Genomic DNA, 15,509 nt, shown 5'->3' on the forward strand with positions numbered 1-15,509 from the left:
ACGCGGCTCAGGGCGACGGCCGTCCGTCACGACGGGGCGCCCGGCCGTCCGCGTCGATGGATCGGCGGTTCGCCGCTGCCGCGAGGCGCGCCTGCGCGCCGTGCGCCACGTCGTGGAGGACCCGCTCGACCACCGGCTCATGGATCGCGATCAGCCGCGCCGGGGCCACCCCGAGGACCAGGGTGAGCGCGACCAGCGCGAGCAGGAACGCTCGCTCCCGGAGCACGAGCGCCTCCAGCGCGGCGCCCTTCAGGTGGCGCCGGAGCGGCCCCAGGAAGGTCCGCTGGAACGCCCGGAACAGCGTGATCCCGTTGAGCGCCGCCGCCGTCAGCGCCAGCACCGCGAGCACGGGATGGGCGTGCAAGATTCCATGCAGGAGCAGGTCCTCGCTCACGAACGAGAGCGCCCCCGGCATCCCGATCATGGCGCACGCGAGCAGGAAGAAAAAGGCGGCCATGCGGGGCGTCCGGGCGACGAGGCCCCCGAGCTCCCGCGTGTCCGCCGTGCCGGCGCGCGCCTCGATCGCGCCGACGACCATCGTGAGCCCCGTGATCGCGATCGACAAGGCGACGCTCTGCAGGAGGGCGCCGCTCACGCTCTGCGGGCTCAGCGAGGCGACCCCCAGGAGCACGAGCCCCTTCTGGCTCGCCACGAGGTAGCCGAGCAGCCGGCGCAGATCGGTCTGGACCAGCGCGAGCACCGCGCCGTGCAGCGCGCTGATCAGGCCGAGCACGGCGAGGATCGGCATGCCGTCGGCGGAGCCCACGGGCAGGAGCGTCACCCCCACGCGAACGAGCACGCAGACGCCGACCTGCATCTGGGCGAGCAGGATGGTCACGCCGAGCGGCCCCCGCTCCAGCAGCACCGGCAGCCAGCCGTGGAACGGCACGGCGGCCATGCGCATCAGCACGGCGATGCCGACGAGCGCGAACAGCGGCGACTGCCATGCTTCGGGGACGCCGACGCGGGCGATCTCCTCGACGTCGAACGGCAGGGCGGCGCCCTGGCGCGCGGCGAGCACGGCGATGGCGCCGATCGCCACGACGAGCGGCGCCGTGCCCCCCAGCAGGAAGATGCGGCAGGTGCGCCGGAGGAGCGGGTCCTGGGCGCCCTTCCTGGCGACCAGGCGATCCACCGGCACGAGGGCGGCGACCCACGCGGCCGCGAGCACCGCGAGATCGACCGCGCAGAACACGCCGAGGATGGCGCTGCCGGTGGCGAGCAGCGCGGCGGCGCTGGGCGGATCGATCGCGGCGCGCGGGCTCGCGGCGAGCAGGGCGAGCAGGACGAAGCCGAGCAGCGGGAGCAACGTGATGGTGAAGCCGTCGAGGCCGAGGCGGAGGCGCGCTCCGAGGAGCGGCAAGGTGGGCCCCCCGGCGGTGAGCGCGACGCCGGCGTGGGAGAGCGCGAGCGGCAGCAGCGAGAGGAGCAGGGTGAGCGCCGCGCCGATGAGGGCGACGCGGCGCGCGCGCTCGTCGCCGCGCGCCCGGGCGGCGAACAGCGCCGCGATCGCGGGCGTGAGGACGAGCGTCCCGAGGAGCGGAAAGGCGTTCACGTGCGAGCCCTCTTCGTATCGCGCGCGCGGGGCTGGAAAGCCGCCGCGATCTCTGTCTCTTCGCGCGCGCCCTCGTCGCCGGGCGCCGCGGGGGCGCGCTCAGGCCAGCCGCTCAGCGCCGCCACCCAGCGGCGCTCGCTCCGGTCGAGCAGGCGCCCGAGGCGCATCAGCGGCGCGGCGACCAGCCGCTCCTGCAGCCCCTCGAGGTGGAACCGGTCGAGCGACAGCCAGTACGCGCGCCGCACGAGCGCCGTCGGCAGGAGCCGGCCAGCGAGCCCGAGGTGCGGCAGCGGCTCACCGGCGTGCGCGGCCCGGATGTCCTGCGCGTCGCGGAGCGCCGAGGGGGCGCGCAGCAGCTGGAGGCAGCGCAGGCAGGCGTGGGCGAACAGGTGGACGAGCGCGAGCCAGTAGAGCCCGAGCCCGATCTCCACGAACATGAGCCCCACCTGCGTCATCGTCGCGTGCGCGAGCGCGCCCTTCACGTCCGCCTGCACGCGCCCCACCATCGTGCCGTAGACGGCGGTCGCCGCCCCGACGCAGGTGATCACCACGCTCGCGGCGAGCGAGCGCTGGAGCAGCGGGGCCACGCGGAGCATGAGGTACACCCCGGCGTGCACCGAGATGGCGCCGTAGAAGAGCGCGCTCGATGGCGTCGGCCCCTCCATGGCCCGCGGCAGCCAGCTGCCCAGAGGAAACTGCGCGCTCTTGCCCATCGCGGCGAGGAACAGGCACAGCGCGAGCGCCGTCGCCGCGCCGGGCCCGAGCGACGCGGCGGTCCCGGGCCAGGGCGAGCCGCCGAACACCTCGCCCCACTGCGAGGAGCGGGCGACGTCGTGCATGAGCACCGCGCCCCCGAGCAACCCGACGTCGCAGAGCCGGTAGGTGATGTACACCCGCACCGCGGCCCGCGGCGGCGCCTCGCGCTCGTGGAAGAAGGCCACGAGCAGCACGCTCGTCGCGCCGACGAGCTCCCAGCCGGCGAAGAGGAGGTCGACGGTGCCCGCCGACACGAGCCCCAGCATCCCCGTCGAGAACAGCGCGAGGAGCAGGAAGAAGCGCGCGAAGCCCGGCTCGCGGTGCAGGTACGCCACCGAGAACCTGCCGACCAGGAGCGCGATCAGCGAGACGAGGAGCATCATCGTCGCCGACAGCCGATCGACGAGCAGGACGACCTCGAACGCATAATCGCCGAGCTCGAACCAGTGGCCGAGCGCCACCGGGACGAACGCGTAGGGCGCCGCGACGGCCGAGAGCCATATCGCCAGCGAGGCCGCGAGCGAGAGCGCGAGCGTGGAGAGCACGACGCGCGACACGACGCGCTCGCTCGGCGTGCGAAGGAGCAGCAGGTAGGCGCCGAGCGCGGCGAACGCCGCCGCCGGAGAGAGCACGGCGAGCGCGGCGAGCTTGCCGAGGAGCACATCAGACAGCATGGTCGACGACCTCACGTGGCCGCGTGGACGCGGCTCGAATGACCGCAGGCGGAACGAAGCCGGACCTCCCGGCGTACCAGTCGGCGGAGCGCTGGACCGCGGGCAAGGGTTGATCCGGTGGAGAGAACGGCGCGAAGCCGTCGCCCGTGAAGCACGCGATCCGGCGCGTCGCCGGATCGACGCAGGCGAGCTGGATCCAGCCGTTGCCGATGAGCTCGCGGAGGGCCGGCTGCCGCGCGTAGAGCGCGGCGGCCGTGTCCGTGCTCGCCTCGACGACGACGAGCAGGCGCACCGGCTCGTGGATCTCGATCATCTGCCTCGGCAGCCCGGTGCGCAGGTCGCTCAGCGATCCCTCCATGACCCCGAGCAGCGAGGCGAGGTTGTGAGGGAGCTTGGTGCCGGCGCCGTAACGGCGGTTGTCGACGCAGGAGAAGTAGTACTCGAGGTTGATCCCTGCCCCGACCGGGCCGACCGCGAGCAGGATGCGCTCGAGGATCGCTCCGCCCTGGTCCTGGGTCGGGTCGTACGAGACGAGGAACGCCCTGCGGTCGAGGAACAGCCCGCGGGTGAGCGAGCGCCGGCCGACGACGCAGACCGCGTTGGTCACGTGCCCCAGCTCGGGCCGCGCCTCGCTGAGATCCGCGGCGCGCGCCTCGACGTGCGCAAGCGCCCGCGCGGCGTCGCCGTCGCGCGGCGCCGACGCGAACCTCCGGCAGCGCTCGTGCGCGTGCTGCTGGCGCGCGGCGTCGAGCGCTCCGACCAGCGCCGAGAGCTCGCCGCGGTGGGACGCCGGCACGAGGTGCTGATCGTAGAGGACGATCTCGTCCGTCGTCGTGTTGTTCATGCCGCCGAGGAAGAAGGTCCCGCCCGGGATGTCGATCCCGCGCGCGGCGAGCAGCACGCGGACCTCGGGATCGTTCGCCATGGCCGCGAACAGCCGCGCGTTCGGGCCGCCGTGGCGGCCGCCGCACGCGCCGCAGTCGTACGCCGACTGGTGCGGGTTGTTCACGCTGGTCGCCCCGTGGCCGAGCACGACCACGAGCGGCGCGAAGCCGCGCGTGAGCCCCATGTTCTCCAGCGTGGCGGCCACGCGGGCCGCCTTGGCCGCGGCGGTGAACGGCTGCCCCTCGCCGCCCGCGGCGGAGCCCTCGTCATGCGGGCTGTGGAGCCGCGTCGGCACCGGCGGGAGCAGGCGCCGCTCGAGGGCGCGGCGCAGCCGCGCCACGGCCCGCGGAAAGAGGGTCCGCCCCACGAGCGGGACGGTGGACAGGAGGCCCAGGGTCGGTGTGAGCAGCACGCCGCGCGCCATGGTGCGGGTACCGCGCCCCAGCGCGTGCAGGAGCCGCGCCCAGCGCTTGCGGCGAGCCCTTCGGCGCCATCCCGCCTCCTCCTCGTGCGGCCGCTCGACGATCTCGTGCGCCGGCTCCACGCCGACCGGGCAGAGGCTCACGTGGCCGGCGTCGTCGAGCCCGCGGTAGCGGATCGGCACGCCGAAGAACCCGGCCACGCCGAAGGTCTCGTGCCGCGGCGAAAGCTCCTCGAAATGCCTCCGGAGGCCCTCGCAGCGGTCGTCGATGCAGAACGCGACCTGGAAGCGGGGCGCCTCGACGGAGCGCTCCTCCTCCGGGCGGCGGAGGTTCGCGGCGATCCCGTGCAGCACCTCGGTACGGTGGTGGTGCTCGTAGGCCTCATGCAGGACGCGGCGCCGCGCGATCTCGTCGAACGCCTCGAGCGCCTCGAGCGCCCAGACGCGCTCCGCCTTGGATAGCGGCTCGATCTCGGCGGCCGAGAGGCCGGCGAGCTGAGCGAGCTGGAACAGACGGAACGGCCGAGCAGGGTCGGGCGAGCGCGACGGCGGCGCAGGTGGCCGCGCGGCGCGCCGGGCATGCTCGACGAGGCCGGCGAGCGGTCCTCGGTACCCCAGCCGCCGGCGCGCGACGTCGCGCAGCGCGTACCGGGCGAGCGTCAGGCGCACGGCGAGGTACTCGACCAGCGACACGGGCGGCGATCCCGGAGGCCGGTCGCTCGGCGTGTGCTCGAGGCGGTGGATCATGCCGGCCCAGCCCGGCAGCTCGAGCAGCACGCGTGTCACGTACACGTCCCAGTGATCCTCGGCGACGGAGAGCTCCTCGAGGGCGCGGACGGCGATCGCGGCCGGCGACAGCGCCTCCGCGTCGAACCGGCGGAGCTCCGCGTCGAGCCCGACGAAGGCCGGGGCGGCCAGCCGGGAGCCCTCGAGCGCCATGTCGCGAAAGCAGCGCCAGAGCCCCTTCGCTCGATCGGGCATCGTCCAGTGTGCGATGCCCTCGTCGAGGTAGGCGCCGAGGAACCGGATCATGGGCGGATCGATGAGCTCGGCCGGATCCTCGCCAGCCAGCTCGACCAGCAGATCGCGGTGCGACCGGTCTGCGCCCACGCGCTCGACGAGCGGCGGATCCATGGGCGGGGCCGGCGGCAGCGGCACGGCGCGGCACGCGTCCCAGAGCGCGAGGGCGGCGCGCGACTCCGGATCGCGGCCCCCCCGGTCGCGGACGCGCGCCGCGATCTCCTGGCGCGCCTCGAGCCAGCGCTCCGTGCTCTGGACGATGCGCCGGCGCCGCTCGTCGGGGACGTCGGCCCGGAGCCTGCGCGTCTCCCCGGCCTCGGAGATACGCCACAGCAGGCCCGCTGCCGTCTCGGCGTCGATCGGATGGCGCAGCGCGAGCCGCTCGATCTCGTGCCGGGACAGCGGGCCCCGGCGCTCGTCCGGCTGCGCGGCGAACCGCCCCGCGAGCGCGGCCTCGAGGTCCTCGTCGCCGATCCGACCCGACGCGATGTGCGCGCGGTAGTCTGCCTCGGAGAGATACGGCTCGGCCTCGAAGATGGCGCTCGCCGCGGCGAGCGCGTCATGGAACGGCAGGTGCTGGAACGCGTGCAACGTGTTGTGGTGGACGAACACGCCGATCGGCCCCTGCGCCGGCAGGAGGTGTCCGGCGTGCTCGACCACGTCGCGCAGGTGCTTCTGCCGGGCGGCGCTCGCGCGAAGATCCTGAGAGAGCTCGCTGTTCATGGGGTTCCCGAGTGGCGGTTGTTCCTGGAGAGCCCCACGCGCGCATCCCCCGTTCGCGCCATGGTGTCTCGACTCGATTCAGCGCTCGGCGACGGGGCTGATGACAGGCCGCTTCCTCGCCGAGAGCGGGTGGGATGACATCTGGAAATGATCGCCGAGGCCGGCGAGCGTCAACTTCCGCCCATTTCGTTCCATCACGCCCTGGAGCTCATGCAGGTTGGACATGACCGTGTGATCGACCAGGCGGGCATTCGCGAAGTCGATCTCGATGTTCGAGACGTGCGCGTGGTTCTCGATCTTCCGCTGGATGCTGAGGTAATTGCTGAAGATGGCGGCGTGCTTGACGCGCAGCACGACCCGCCCCTCCTCGACGCGCTCGTCCACCTCGGAGCGGAAGAGGACGCGCAGGGGCGCGCCGTTCGTCAGGTGGATGAGCAGCTTCACGGCGATGCCGGCCGCGACGCCGACGAGCAGATCGGAGACGATGCACATTGCGGCCGTGGTGGCGAAGATGACGAGCTGCTCCCTGCCGATGCGGAGCGTCTTCGCGAACTCCTTGGGCGACGCGAGGCGGGTGCCCGTGAAGGTGAGCATGGCGGCGAGCGCGGCGAGGGGGATCCGGTGGATGAGGCCCGGCGCGAAGGCCACGAAGAGGAGGAGGAAGGTCCCGTGAAAGAAGTTGGACAGCCGGCTCTTCGCGCCGTAGCCGATGTTCGCGGAGCTGCGAACGATCTCGGAGATCATCGGCAGCCCGCCGAGCAGGCCCGCGATGAGGTTGCCCACGCCCGTGGCCAGCAGATCCTTGTCGAGGTCGGAGCGGCTCTTCGCGGGATCGAGCGCGTCGACGGCCTTCGCGGACAGGAGCGACTCGATGCTGCCCACCAGCGAGAACATGACGATATATTTGATGGACGCGGGCGTGCCGACGTGGCTGAAGTCCGGGAAGACGATCGCCTGGATGAGGTTGCCCGGCAGGTTGACGAGGAAGCTCGGCCCGATCGCGTACGTCGTGTGGGTCGCCGCGAGCGTGTACGTGTGCTCGTGCTCGAGATCGAAGAGATAGGCGAGCGGTACGGACAGCGCCAGCACCAGCATCGGCGCGGGGATCTTCTGCATCCAGCGCGCTCTCTTGGCGACCACTGGATAGCCGAAGAGGAGGATCATCGAGAGGATGCCGATCGAGGCGATCTCGGGGTTCAGGCGCAACAGGCTGCGCGGGATCTCCAGGATCAGGTGGAGCGGGTCTTTCGCCGCAGGCGTGACGCCGACGAGCGTGTGGACCTGTTTCGAGCAGATGATGATCCCGATGGCCGCCAGCATGCCGTGGACCACCGAGGAGGGGAAAAAGTCGCCGAGCGTGCCCGCGCGCGCCAGGGCGAAGACGATCTGTGTCACCGCGGCGACGGCGATGCAGGCGAGCGCGCGGCGGTAGCCCACGGCGTTGTCCCCACCGCCGAGCTCCTGAACGGCGCCCAGCGCAATGACGATGAGGCCCGCGGCGGGCCCCTTGATGGTCAGCGGCGCGCTGCCGAGCCAGGTGGCGACCATGCCACCGACGACGGCGGTGAGCACGCCCGCGATGGGGGGGAACCCGCTCGCCATGGCGATACCCAGGCAGAGCGGCAGGGCGATCAAGAAAACGAGGAACCCTGAAACCAGGTCGTTCCTCCATGTGGACGCCGAGGACGTCGACGCCCTCGAAATGTTCGGATTGGACATGCGGTGCTCGCCTTGGAGTTCGGGCACCATGTGGGCCCGCTGTTCGTCAGAACACGGCCCAGGACGGGACCAGTCGGTCGGAGGTTCCCGCTCGGGGTGACGATTTCGCACGGCACCCAGGAACCTCGGCGCGGATCCGTTCCGTCCCAGGGCGGCCGATGGGCATTTCTTCCTCCTTCGGGGTGACGTCGCTCGCCCCCTCGTGGCGCGAGCAGCGGGCGCTACCCCTCCGTCCATTCCACGCTAGAGTTCCGGTCTTCGACGCTCTAGATGCTCGAGCGGCCCTCATGACCGAATCGCGACCCCCCCTCGGCGAATCGCGCGCGGAGTTCGAGTCGGCGGTGCGCCCGGTGCTCCCTCGGCTCTATCGATTCTGCGCCTCGCTCTGCGGCGCGCGAGATCAGGCGGACGATCTGTTCCAGAACGCGTTGCTCAAGGCATACCTGCACGCGGCGTCCTTCGAGGGGCGCTCCGACCTCGGCGTCTGGCTCTGCGGGATCGCTCGGCACGAGTACTTGGAGGCTTACCGGACCGAGGCGCGGCGCCGCAGCCTGCTCGAGCGGCTCGTCGAGGTGTGCACCGACGCGCTCGGCATCCTCCCTCGCGCCGAGGTCTCGAGCCCGGAGGCGGCCGCGATCTTGAGCCAGGACACTGGAGTGCTCCTTGCGTGCCTCCAGGAGCTGCCGGAGGAATTCCGCACCGTGGTGGTGCTATGCGACATCGAGGAAGTCGGGTATGACAGCGTGGCCGAGCTCCTCGGGATCCCCAAGGGAACGGTGAAGAGCCGCCACGCCCGCGGGCGCGCGCGGCTGCGCGACGCCTACGAGCGTCTGGCGGCGCCGCGCGTCGTCGCGGAGCGGGAGGGTTCGACGTGAGCGAGCGCGACGACGATCTGCCCCCCATTCCGCCGGATCTCGCGGCGAGCATGCGGGCGCTGCGCTCGATGAGCCCCTCCGATGCGCTCGTCGAGCGCGCGCTGAGCAAGCTCCCCGAGCGCCCGGCGGCGGCCGGCGGCGCGCGCTCGCAGCGGGCGAGCAACCGCCGGGGGCGGAGGGCGTTCATCGCAGCCCCGGCGCTCGCCGCGCTGGCGGTCGCCGTCTTCGTGGCGGGCGACAGGGGCGCGTGCTCTCCGGCGATCGAGCGATCCGAGGAGCGTGCCGTCGCCTTGCCTGACGAAGGGCACGCGTGGACGCACCTCGATCTGTGGACCCACCACCACGCGGACGAGCCGGCGGTGGTCCAGCTCGAGGTGCCGGAGCACGTGCGCGTGCGGTTGCCTGACGGCGAAGGTGGATCGCTGGAGCAGCACTGCCGGCAGGAGCGCTGCTCGCACAGGCTGACGCGCTACCACGGCGACGCGCCGCTCGGCGTGGCCGTGGCTCAGCCGGGCCGGTATGAGATCCACGTCCATCACGAGTCGAACGAGGCGCGCGTGCGCGAGCGCTTCCTTCTGATAGCGGCACGCGATTGAGCCCATCTTCGACGGCCTCTGCTCTCCACGAACACGCCCACTTGGCACCCGCACGCGCCCCGCTGCGACGCAGCGTTGCACCGTCCTCAGGCTGATCCGAAGTCGCGCCGCCGCCTTGATCTTGTCGCTCCCATCGCGCTCCAGTGCCGCCTCGACGATCGCTGGATGAGCGACTCCAATCCGTCGTCGAGGTCAAGCGCGAGCGAGGTGCTGGCGCGCGACACGCCCGCGGCGGCTTCTTCGGGCACGACCGCCTCGATCTTCGTCGCGCCGCCGACGCGCATGTACCGGCGGTTTTCGAGGAATCGCAGGAGCTTCGCCTGCATCGGCATCTCACCGATCTCATCGAGCAAGAGCATGCGCCGCTCGGCCGCTTCGACTTTGCCCTTCGCTCGCTCGCTTGCCCCGGTGAACGCGCCGCGCTCGTGACCGAAGAGCTCGCTTTCAAAGAGTGCGTCGGGGATGGCCGCGCAATTGATGGGCACGAACGGCCCCTGCCGACGCTCCGAAAGCTCGTGCGCGCGCCTCGCCAGCACCCCTTTGCCGGAGCCGCTCTCGCCGATCAGCGTCAGGGTGACGTCCTTCGCGGCGACGGCGCGAAGGATTTGGTCCGCCTTCTTCATGGCGTGGGAGCGCACGATCGGCTCGAACACCACGTCAGGTCGTCGTTTTCGCTCTCGCACGCGAGAAAAATGTTGGGCGATCTGGTCGCAACCTGCAAGCCCGACGACGAAACCGGCTCCGGCGATCCACGTCGCCCCTCAACTGGCGAAATTCGTCGGCTGTTTGGCTTTGGAAATGCCGAGAAATCACGCCGCTTTGACCGCTCTTGGCGCGGCTCACGGCCAGCCCGTGCTCCGGCACGAATCCTGCTGTGCACGAATCCTGCTGTGGCGGAAACCATGAACGAAGGTCCCACGACGAACCGCGCGCTCCGCGCCTGGGTCCAGGCGATCGCCGAACACACGCGACCCGCACGCATCCGTTGGTGCGACGGCAGCGAGGAGGAGCGGACCACCCTCGAGCGCGACATGGCGCTTTCCGGTTCGTTCATCGAGCTGGATCCGCAGACCCCCCCTCGTTCATTCCTGCATCGATCGGATCCAACGGACGTCGCGAGGACGAAGCACCTCACCTTCATCTCGACGCCACGACAGGAGGACGCGGGGCCCACGAACCACTGGATGAGCCGAGGGTTGCTCAAGGCATACCTCAACGCGGCGTCCTTCGAGGGGCGCTCCGACCTCGGCGTCTGGCTCTGCGGGATCGCTCGGCACGAGTACCTGGAGGCCTACCGGACCGAGGCGCGGCGCCGCGGCTTGCTCGATCGGCTCGTCGAGGTGTGCACCGAAGCGCTCTGTATCCTGCCTCGCGCCGAGCTCTCGAGTCCGGAGGCGGCCGCGATCTTGAACCAGGACACCGAGGTGCTCCTTGCATGTCTCCAGGAGCTGCCGGAGGAGTTTTGCACCGTGGTGGTGCTCTGCGACATTGAGGAAGTCGGGTATGACAGCGTGGCCGAGCTCCTCGGGATCCCCAAGGGGACTGTGAAGAGCCGCCACGCCCGCGGGCGCGCGCGGCTGCGCGATGCCTACGAGCGTCTGGCGGCGCCACGCGTCGTCGCGGCGCGCGAGGGTTCGACGTGAGCGGGCGCGACCACGATCTGCCTTCGATTCCGCAGGATCTCGAGGCGAGCGTGCGGGCGCTGCGCTCGATGAACCCATCCGATGCGCTCGTCGAACGCGCGCTGAGCAAGCTCCCCGAGCGGTCGGAGCGCCCGGCGGCGACAGGCGGCGCGCGGTCGCAGCGGGCGAGCTGCCCTTGGGGGTGGAGGGCCTTGCTTGCAGCCCCAGCGCTCGCGGCGTTGGCGACCGCCGTCGTCGTGGCGGGCGACAGGGGCGCGAGATCTCCAGCGATCGACCGCTTGGAGGAGCGTGCCATCGCCTTGCCTGAGAAAGGGGACGCGTGGATGCAGCTCGATCTTTGGACCGACCGCCACGCGGACGAGCCGGCGGTGGTTCACCTCGAGGTGCCCGAGCACGTGCGCGTGCGGCTACCTGACGGCGACGGTGGAGCGCTGGAGCAGCACTGCCAGCAGCAGCGCTGCTCGCACAGGCTGACGCGCTACCGCGGCGACGCGCCGCTCAGCGTGGCCGTCGCTCAGCCGGGCCGGTACGAGATCCACGTCCGTCACGAGTCGAACGAGGCGCGCGTGCGCGAGCGCTTCATTTTGATAGCGGCACGCGATTGAGCCCAGCGTGACGTGTTACGGCAACCCGCGCGAGACGACGCGCCCGCTCGGCGGCCCGTGAAGCACGCGATCCGGCGCGTCGCCGGATCGACACAGGCGAGCTGGACCCAGCCGTTGCCGATGAGCTCGCGCGTAGTCCGGGCGGTGAACGCAACCTCGTCTTCAAGGGGTACTCCTCGCGGGCGCTCGACCGCTTCCGGGGTGAGCCTTCCAGGTTGGTAGGAAGCGCCTTGCGGAAGGCGCTCCGGTTCACTTCTTCGACGGCCTCTGCTCTCCACGAACACGCCCACTTGGCACCCGCACGCGCCCCGCTGCGACGTAGCGTTGCACCGTCCTCAGGCTGATCCGAAGTCGCGCCGCCGCCTTGACCTTGTCGCCCCCGTCGCGCTCCAGCGCCGCCTCTACGATCTGCTGGATGAGCGACTCCAATCCGTCGTCGAGGTCGAGCGCGGGCGGGGTGCTGGCGCGCGACACGCCCGCGGCGGCTTCTTCGGGCACGACCAGCGAACGGACGCCCTCGGGCAGATCGGCCACGCGCACCTGCCGCCCATCCCGGAGCAAGCAGAGCGTCTCCACGACGTTCCGGAGCTCGCGCACGTTGCCAGGCCAGTCGTAACGGAGCAGCAGCGCCTTGGCCTGCCGGCTGAACCTCGGCGGGCGAACCCCGTGTCGCGCCGAGTGCTGCGCGGTGAACTGATTCAGCAGGGGCGCGATGTCAGCGCGTCGCTCACGCAAAGCGGGGACATTGAGCGTGATGCCCTGGATTCGATAGAACAGGTCGGCGCGAAAACGACCCGCGCGCACCTCCTGATCGAGGGGTCGTAGCGTGGCGAACATCAACCGGACATCCGCCTCGATCTTCGTCGCGCCGCCGACGCGCATGTACCGGCGGTTTTCGAGGAATCGCAGGAGCTTCGCCTGCATCGGCATCGGCATATCACCGATCTCATCGAGCAAGAGCGTGCCCCGCTCGGCCGCTTCGACTTTGCCCTTCGCTCGCTCGCTTGCCCCGGTGAACGCGCCGCGCTCGTGACCGAAGAGCTCGCTTTCAAAGAGTGCGTCGGGGATGGCCGCGCAATTGATGGGCACGAACGGCCCCCGCCGGCGCTCCGAAAGCTCGTGCGCGCGCCTCGCCAGCACCTCCTTGCCGGAGCCGCTCTCGCCGATCAGCGTCAGGGTGACGTCCTTCGCGGCGACGGCGCGAAGGATCTGGTCCGCCTTCTTCATGGCGTGGGAGCGCATGATCGGCTCAAACACCACGTCAGGTCGTCGTTTTCGCTCTCGCACGCGAGAAATACTGATCGATCTGGTCGCAATCTGCAAGCCCGACCACGAGATCGGCTCCGCCGATCCACATCGCCCCTCGACTGGCGAAATTCGTCGGCTGTTCGCCCTGGAAATGCCGAGAAAGCGCGCCGCTTCGAGCGCTCCTGGCGCGGTTCACGGTCAGCCCGTGCTCCGGCACGGATTCTGCTGTGACCAGGACAAGACCATGAACGAAGCTCCCACGACGAACCGCGCGCTCCGCGCCTGGGTCCAGGCGATCGCCGAACACACGCGACCCGCACGCATCCGTTGGTGCGACGGCAGCGAGGAGGAGCGGACCACCCTCGAGCGCGACATGGCGCTCTCCGGTTCGTTCATCCAGCTGGATCCACGGACCCACCCTCGTTCATTCCTGCATCGTTCGGATCCAACGGACGTCGCGAGGACGGAGCACCTCACCTTCATCTCGACGCCACGACAGGAGGACGCGGGGCCCACGAACCACTGGATGAGCCGAGAGGAGGCGCAGACGCGCATATGGTCGCTCTTCGCAGGCGCGATGAAGGACCGGACGATGTACGTGGTGCCGTACCTGATGGGCCCCGCGGGGTCGCCCTTCAGCCGCGTCGGGGTCGAGCTTACCGACAGCCCGTACGTCGCTCTCAATCTCCGGATCATGACGCGCATGGGCCACGCGGCGCTCGGTCACCTCGGCGCTGCGGAGAGCTTCGTTCGTGGCATCCACAGCCTTGGGGACCTCTCGCCGGACAGGCGCTTCATCGTCCATTTTCCCGAGACCCTCGAGATCTGGAGCATCGGCTCGGGGTATGGCGGCAACGCATTGCTCAGCAAGAAGTGCCATGCGCTGCGCATTGCGAGCGCGCAAGCGCGCGCGGAAGGCTGGCTCGCCGAGCACATGCTCATCCTCGGCTTGACGAGCCCCGAGGGGCGCACGCACTACGTCACGGCTGCCTTCCCGAGCGCGTGCGGCAAGACCAACCTGGCGATGCTCGTCCCCTCGCTCCCCGGGTGGAAGGTCGAGACGGTTGGTGACGATATTTGCTGGATGCACCCTGGCAGCGACGGACGGCTCTGGGCCATCAACCCGGAGAACGGCATGTTCGGCGTCGCGCCAGGGACCAGCCTCGAGACCAACCCGAACGCGATGCAGTCGCTCGCGCACGATGTGATCTTCACGAACGTCGCGCTGCGCGCGGGCCGTCGCGTATGGTGGGAGGGGATGTCCCAGCTCGACGAGCATGAGGTCATCGAAGATTGGCGCGGCGCGAAGTGGACGAACGGCGCCGCGACGTCTCCTGCCGCGCATCCAAACTCGCGCTTCACCGTCCCGCTGCGGCAGTGTCCCAGCGCGGCAGGCTCCTTCGATCTCGCCACGGGGGTGCCGATCTCGGCCATCCTCTTCGGGGGGCGCCGATCGAAGCTCGCCCCTCTCGTCTACGAAGCGCGGAGCTTTCGTCACGGCGTCTACGTCGGCGCGACCATGGCGAGCGAGACGACCGCCGCGGCGACGGGCGCCGTCGGCGTCCTCAGAAACGATCCCATGGCGATGCTCCCCTTCTGCGGGTACAATATGGGCGACTACTTCGCGCACTGGATGGCCGTTGGGAAGGGACTCAGTCGTCCGCCGAAAATCTTTCATGTCAACTGGTTCCGGACGGGGGACGACGGGCGCATCCTGTGGCCCGGGTTCGGCGACAATATCCGCGTCCTCAAGTGGATTCTCGAGCGTGTCGAGGGCAGGGCGGCCGCGCGCGAGTCCGCAATTGGCCTCCTTCCGCATGAACGGGGAATGGATCTGACCGGGATGGACCTCTCGAAAGACGACCTCTTCCAGCTGCTCGCGGTCGACAGCGGCGCGTGGTTGAGGGAAGCCGACGGTGTCCTCGAGTTCCTTCGCAAGTTCGCGGATCGGCTCCCCGCGGCGCTGCTGGCCGAGCACCGATCGCTCGTCAAGCGGCTGCACGATTCGCTGCATTGAGCTGAGCTGGGAGGACTCGTGGAAGACCATACCAAATCTTCGGCGGCGAACGTCTGCCGCGACAGAAGTCATTCCTCCGTAGATGGGCGCGCGGCCGGATCACTGGCAGGTGCCGTCGCGCAGGCGCTGCGAGCGGGGCGCAGCCCCAGAAATCACGACTTCGACCGCTTCCTTCCTGACGAGCTACGCCGCGTCTCCGCTCAGTTCTGGACGCCGATCGAGGTCGCTGTTCGCGCGGCCCAGTGGCTGGACGAGCTCGACGTTCGCACCATCGTCGATGTCGGGTCGGGCGCCGGCAAGTTCTGCGTGGCGGCGGCGCTGGCGGGACGCAGCCACTTCACGGGGATCGAACAGCGACCTCGGCTCGTCATGGCGGCGCGCAGCCTCGCGCGGGTCTACGAGATCGAGGACCGCGTTTGTTTCGTCGAAGCCGCCCTGGGGAGAGCGGAAGTTCCTCGCGCGGACGCCTACTACTTCTTCAACCCGTTCGGCGAGAATCTCTTCGGACGAGAAGACCACCTCGATGAAGACGTCGAGCTGGGCGTCGATCGATACCAGCGCGACACTGCGGCCGCCGAAGAGCTCCTCAACGAGGCGCCACTCGGGACCTATCTCCTGACGTACAACGGATTCGGCGGGCGGGTACCGGACAGCTATGACGAAGTCCGCATCGATCGAGAGCTCCCAAACGTCCTGCAGATGTGGCGGAAGGCGCGCCTCGTGGCTGCCGGTCCGTGTCTACGTGCGGATGAGCTCTGATCACCACGACGAC

Annotated in this window: 13 protein-coding genes; 6 read left to right on the forward strand and 7 right to left on the reverse strand. The window is 70.3% G+C overall.

Features of this window, described 5'->3' with window-relative positions; all coding sequences use genetic code 11:
- Positions 1-7: 7 nt before the first annotated feature.
- The 4 genes from WMF39_RS26100 to WMF39_RS26115 form a co-directional block, all read right to left on the reverse strand.
- Positions 8-1,555 (reverse strand): complex I subunit 4 family protein, encoded by a 1,548-nt coding sequence (locus WMF39_RS26100; protein WP_437739191.1) that lies wholly within the window; start codon positions 1,553-1,555, stop codon positions 8-10.
- Complete coding sequence (locus WMF39_RS26105; RefSeq protein WP_437739192.1) at positions 1,552-2,985, reverse strand: proton-conducting transporter transmembrane domain-containing protein; 1,434 nt, start codon at positions 2,983-2,985, stop codon at positions 1,552-1,554. Before WMF39_RS26105 ends, WMF39_RS26100 begins: the two co-directional genes overlap by 4 nt.
- Positions 2,975-6,034 (reverse strand): YbcC family protein, encoded by a 3,060-nt coding sequence (locus WMF39_RS26110; protein ID WP_437739193.1) that lies wholly within the window; start codon positions 6,032-6,034, stop codon positions 2,975-2,977. Before WMF39_RS26110 ends, WMF39_RS26105 begins: the two co-directional genes overlap by 11 nt.
- A 78-nt stretch (positions 6,035-6,112) precedes the next feature.
- Complete coding sequence (locus WMF39_RS26115; protein ID WP_437739194.1) at positions 6,113-7,753, reverse strand: SulP family inorganic anion transporter; 1,641 nt, start codon at positions 7,751-7,753, stop codon at positions 6,113-6,115.
- A gap of 287 nt (positions 7,754-8,040) precedes the next feature.
- On the opposite strand from WMF39_RS26115, the gene WMF39_RS26120 reads away from it, so the two are divergent.
- Positions 8,041-8,628, forward strand: a complete 588-nt coding sequence (locus WMF39_RS26120) for an RNA polymerase sigma factor (protein ID WP_437739195.1) — start codon at positions 8,041-8,043, stop codon at positions 8,626-8,628.
- On the forward strand, positions 8,625-9,224 hold the full coding sequence (locus tag WMF39_RS26125; protein WP_437739196.1) for a hypothetical protein: 600 nt from the start codon (positions 8,625-8,627) through the stop codon (positions 9,222-9,224). Before WMF39_RS26120 ends, WMF39_RS26125 begins: the two co-directional genes overlap by 4 nt.
- Before the next feature lie 86 nt (positions 9,225-9,310).
- Here the strand turns inward: WMF39_RS26125 and WMF39_RS26130 are convergent, their stop codons facing one another.
- Positions 9,311-9,847: a sigma 54-interacting transcriptional regulator gene (locus tag WMF39_RS26130; RefSeq protein ID WP_437739197.1), complete on the reverse strand. Its 537-nt coding sequence runs from the start codon at positions 9,845-9,847 to the stop codon at positions 9,311-9,313.
- A 279-nt stretch (positions 9,848-10,126) separates the two neighbouring features.
- Here WMF39_RS26130 and WMF39_RS26135 point away from each other — a divergent pair, with 279 nt between their 5' ends.
- Positions 10,127-10,867 (forward strand): sigma-70 family RNA polymerase sigma factor, encoded by a 741-nt coding sequence (locus tag WMF39_RS26135; RefSeq protein WP_437748032.1) that lies wholly within the window; start codon positions 10,127-10,129, stop codon positions 10,865-10,867.
- A 323-nt stretch (positions 10,868-11,190) separates the two neighbouring features.
- Entirely contained in the window at positions 11,191-11,472 is a 282-nt protein-coding gene (locus WMF39_RS26140) for a hypothetical protein (RefSeq protein WP_437739198.1), read from the forward strand.
- A 249-nt stretch (positions 11,473-11,721) separates the two neighbouring features.
- Here WMF39_RS26140 and WMF39_RS26145 read toward each other — a convergent pair whose 3' ends face one another.
- Both WMF39_RS26145 and WMF39_RS26150 read right to left on the reverse strand, forming a co-directional pair.
- Positions 11,722-12,714 carry a sigma-54 interaction domain-containing protein gene (locus tag WMF39_RS26145; RefSeq protein ID WP_437739199.1) on the reverse strand — a complete coding sequence of 331 codons (993 nt, stop codon included), beginning with the start codon at positions 12,712-12,714 and terminating at the stop codon, positions 11,722-11,724.
- A 19-nt stretch (positions 12,715-12,733) separates the two neighbouring features.
- A complete protein-coding gene (locus tag WMF39_RS26150; RefSeq protein ID WP_437739200.1) occupies positions 12,734-12,937 on the reverse strand; it encodes a hypothetical protein in 204 nt (67 codons plus the stop codon).
- Here WMF39_RS26150 and WMF39_RS26155 point away from each other — a divergent pair.
- Together WMF39_RS26155 and WMF39_RS26160 are read left to right on the forward strand one after the other, a co-directional pair.
- Positions 12,926-14,737 carry a phosphoenolpyruvate carboxykinase (GTP) gene (locus WMF39_RS26155; RefSeq protein WP_437739201.1) on the forward strand — a complete coding sequence of 604 codons (1,812 nt, stop codon included), beginning with the start codon at positions 12,926-12,928 and terminating at the stop codon, positions 14,735-14,737. The genes WMF39_RS26150 and WMF39_RS26155 overlap by 12 nt on opposite strands.
- Positions 14,738-14,755: 18 nt before the next feature.
- Positions 14,756-15,496 carry a hypothetical protein gene (locus WMF39_RS26160; protein ID WP_437739202.1) on the forward strand — a complete coding sequence of 247 codons (741 nt, stop codon included), beginning with the start codon at positions 14,756-14,758 and terminating at the stop codon, positions 15,494-15,496.
- The last annotated feature ends 13 nt before the right edge of the window (positions 15,497-15,509 follow it).

It is taken from the genome of Sorangium sp. So ce1504 (genome assembly GCF_051521635.1).
In the GTDB taxonomy this organism is placed as follows: domain Bacteria; phylum Myxococcota_A; class Polyangia; order Polyangiales; family Polyangiaceae; genus Sorangium; species Sorangium cellulosum_B.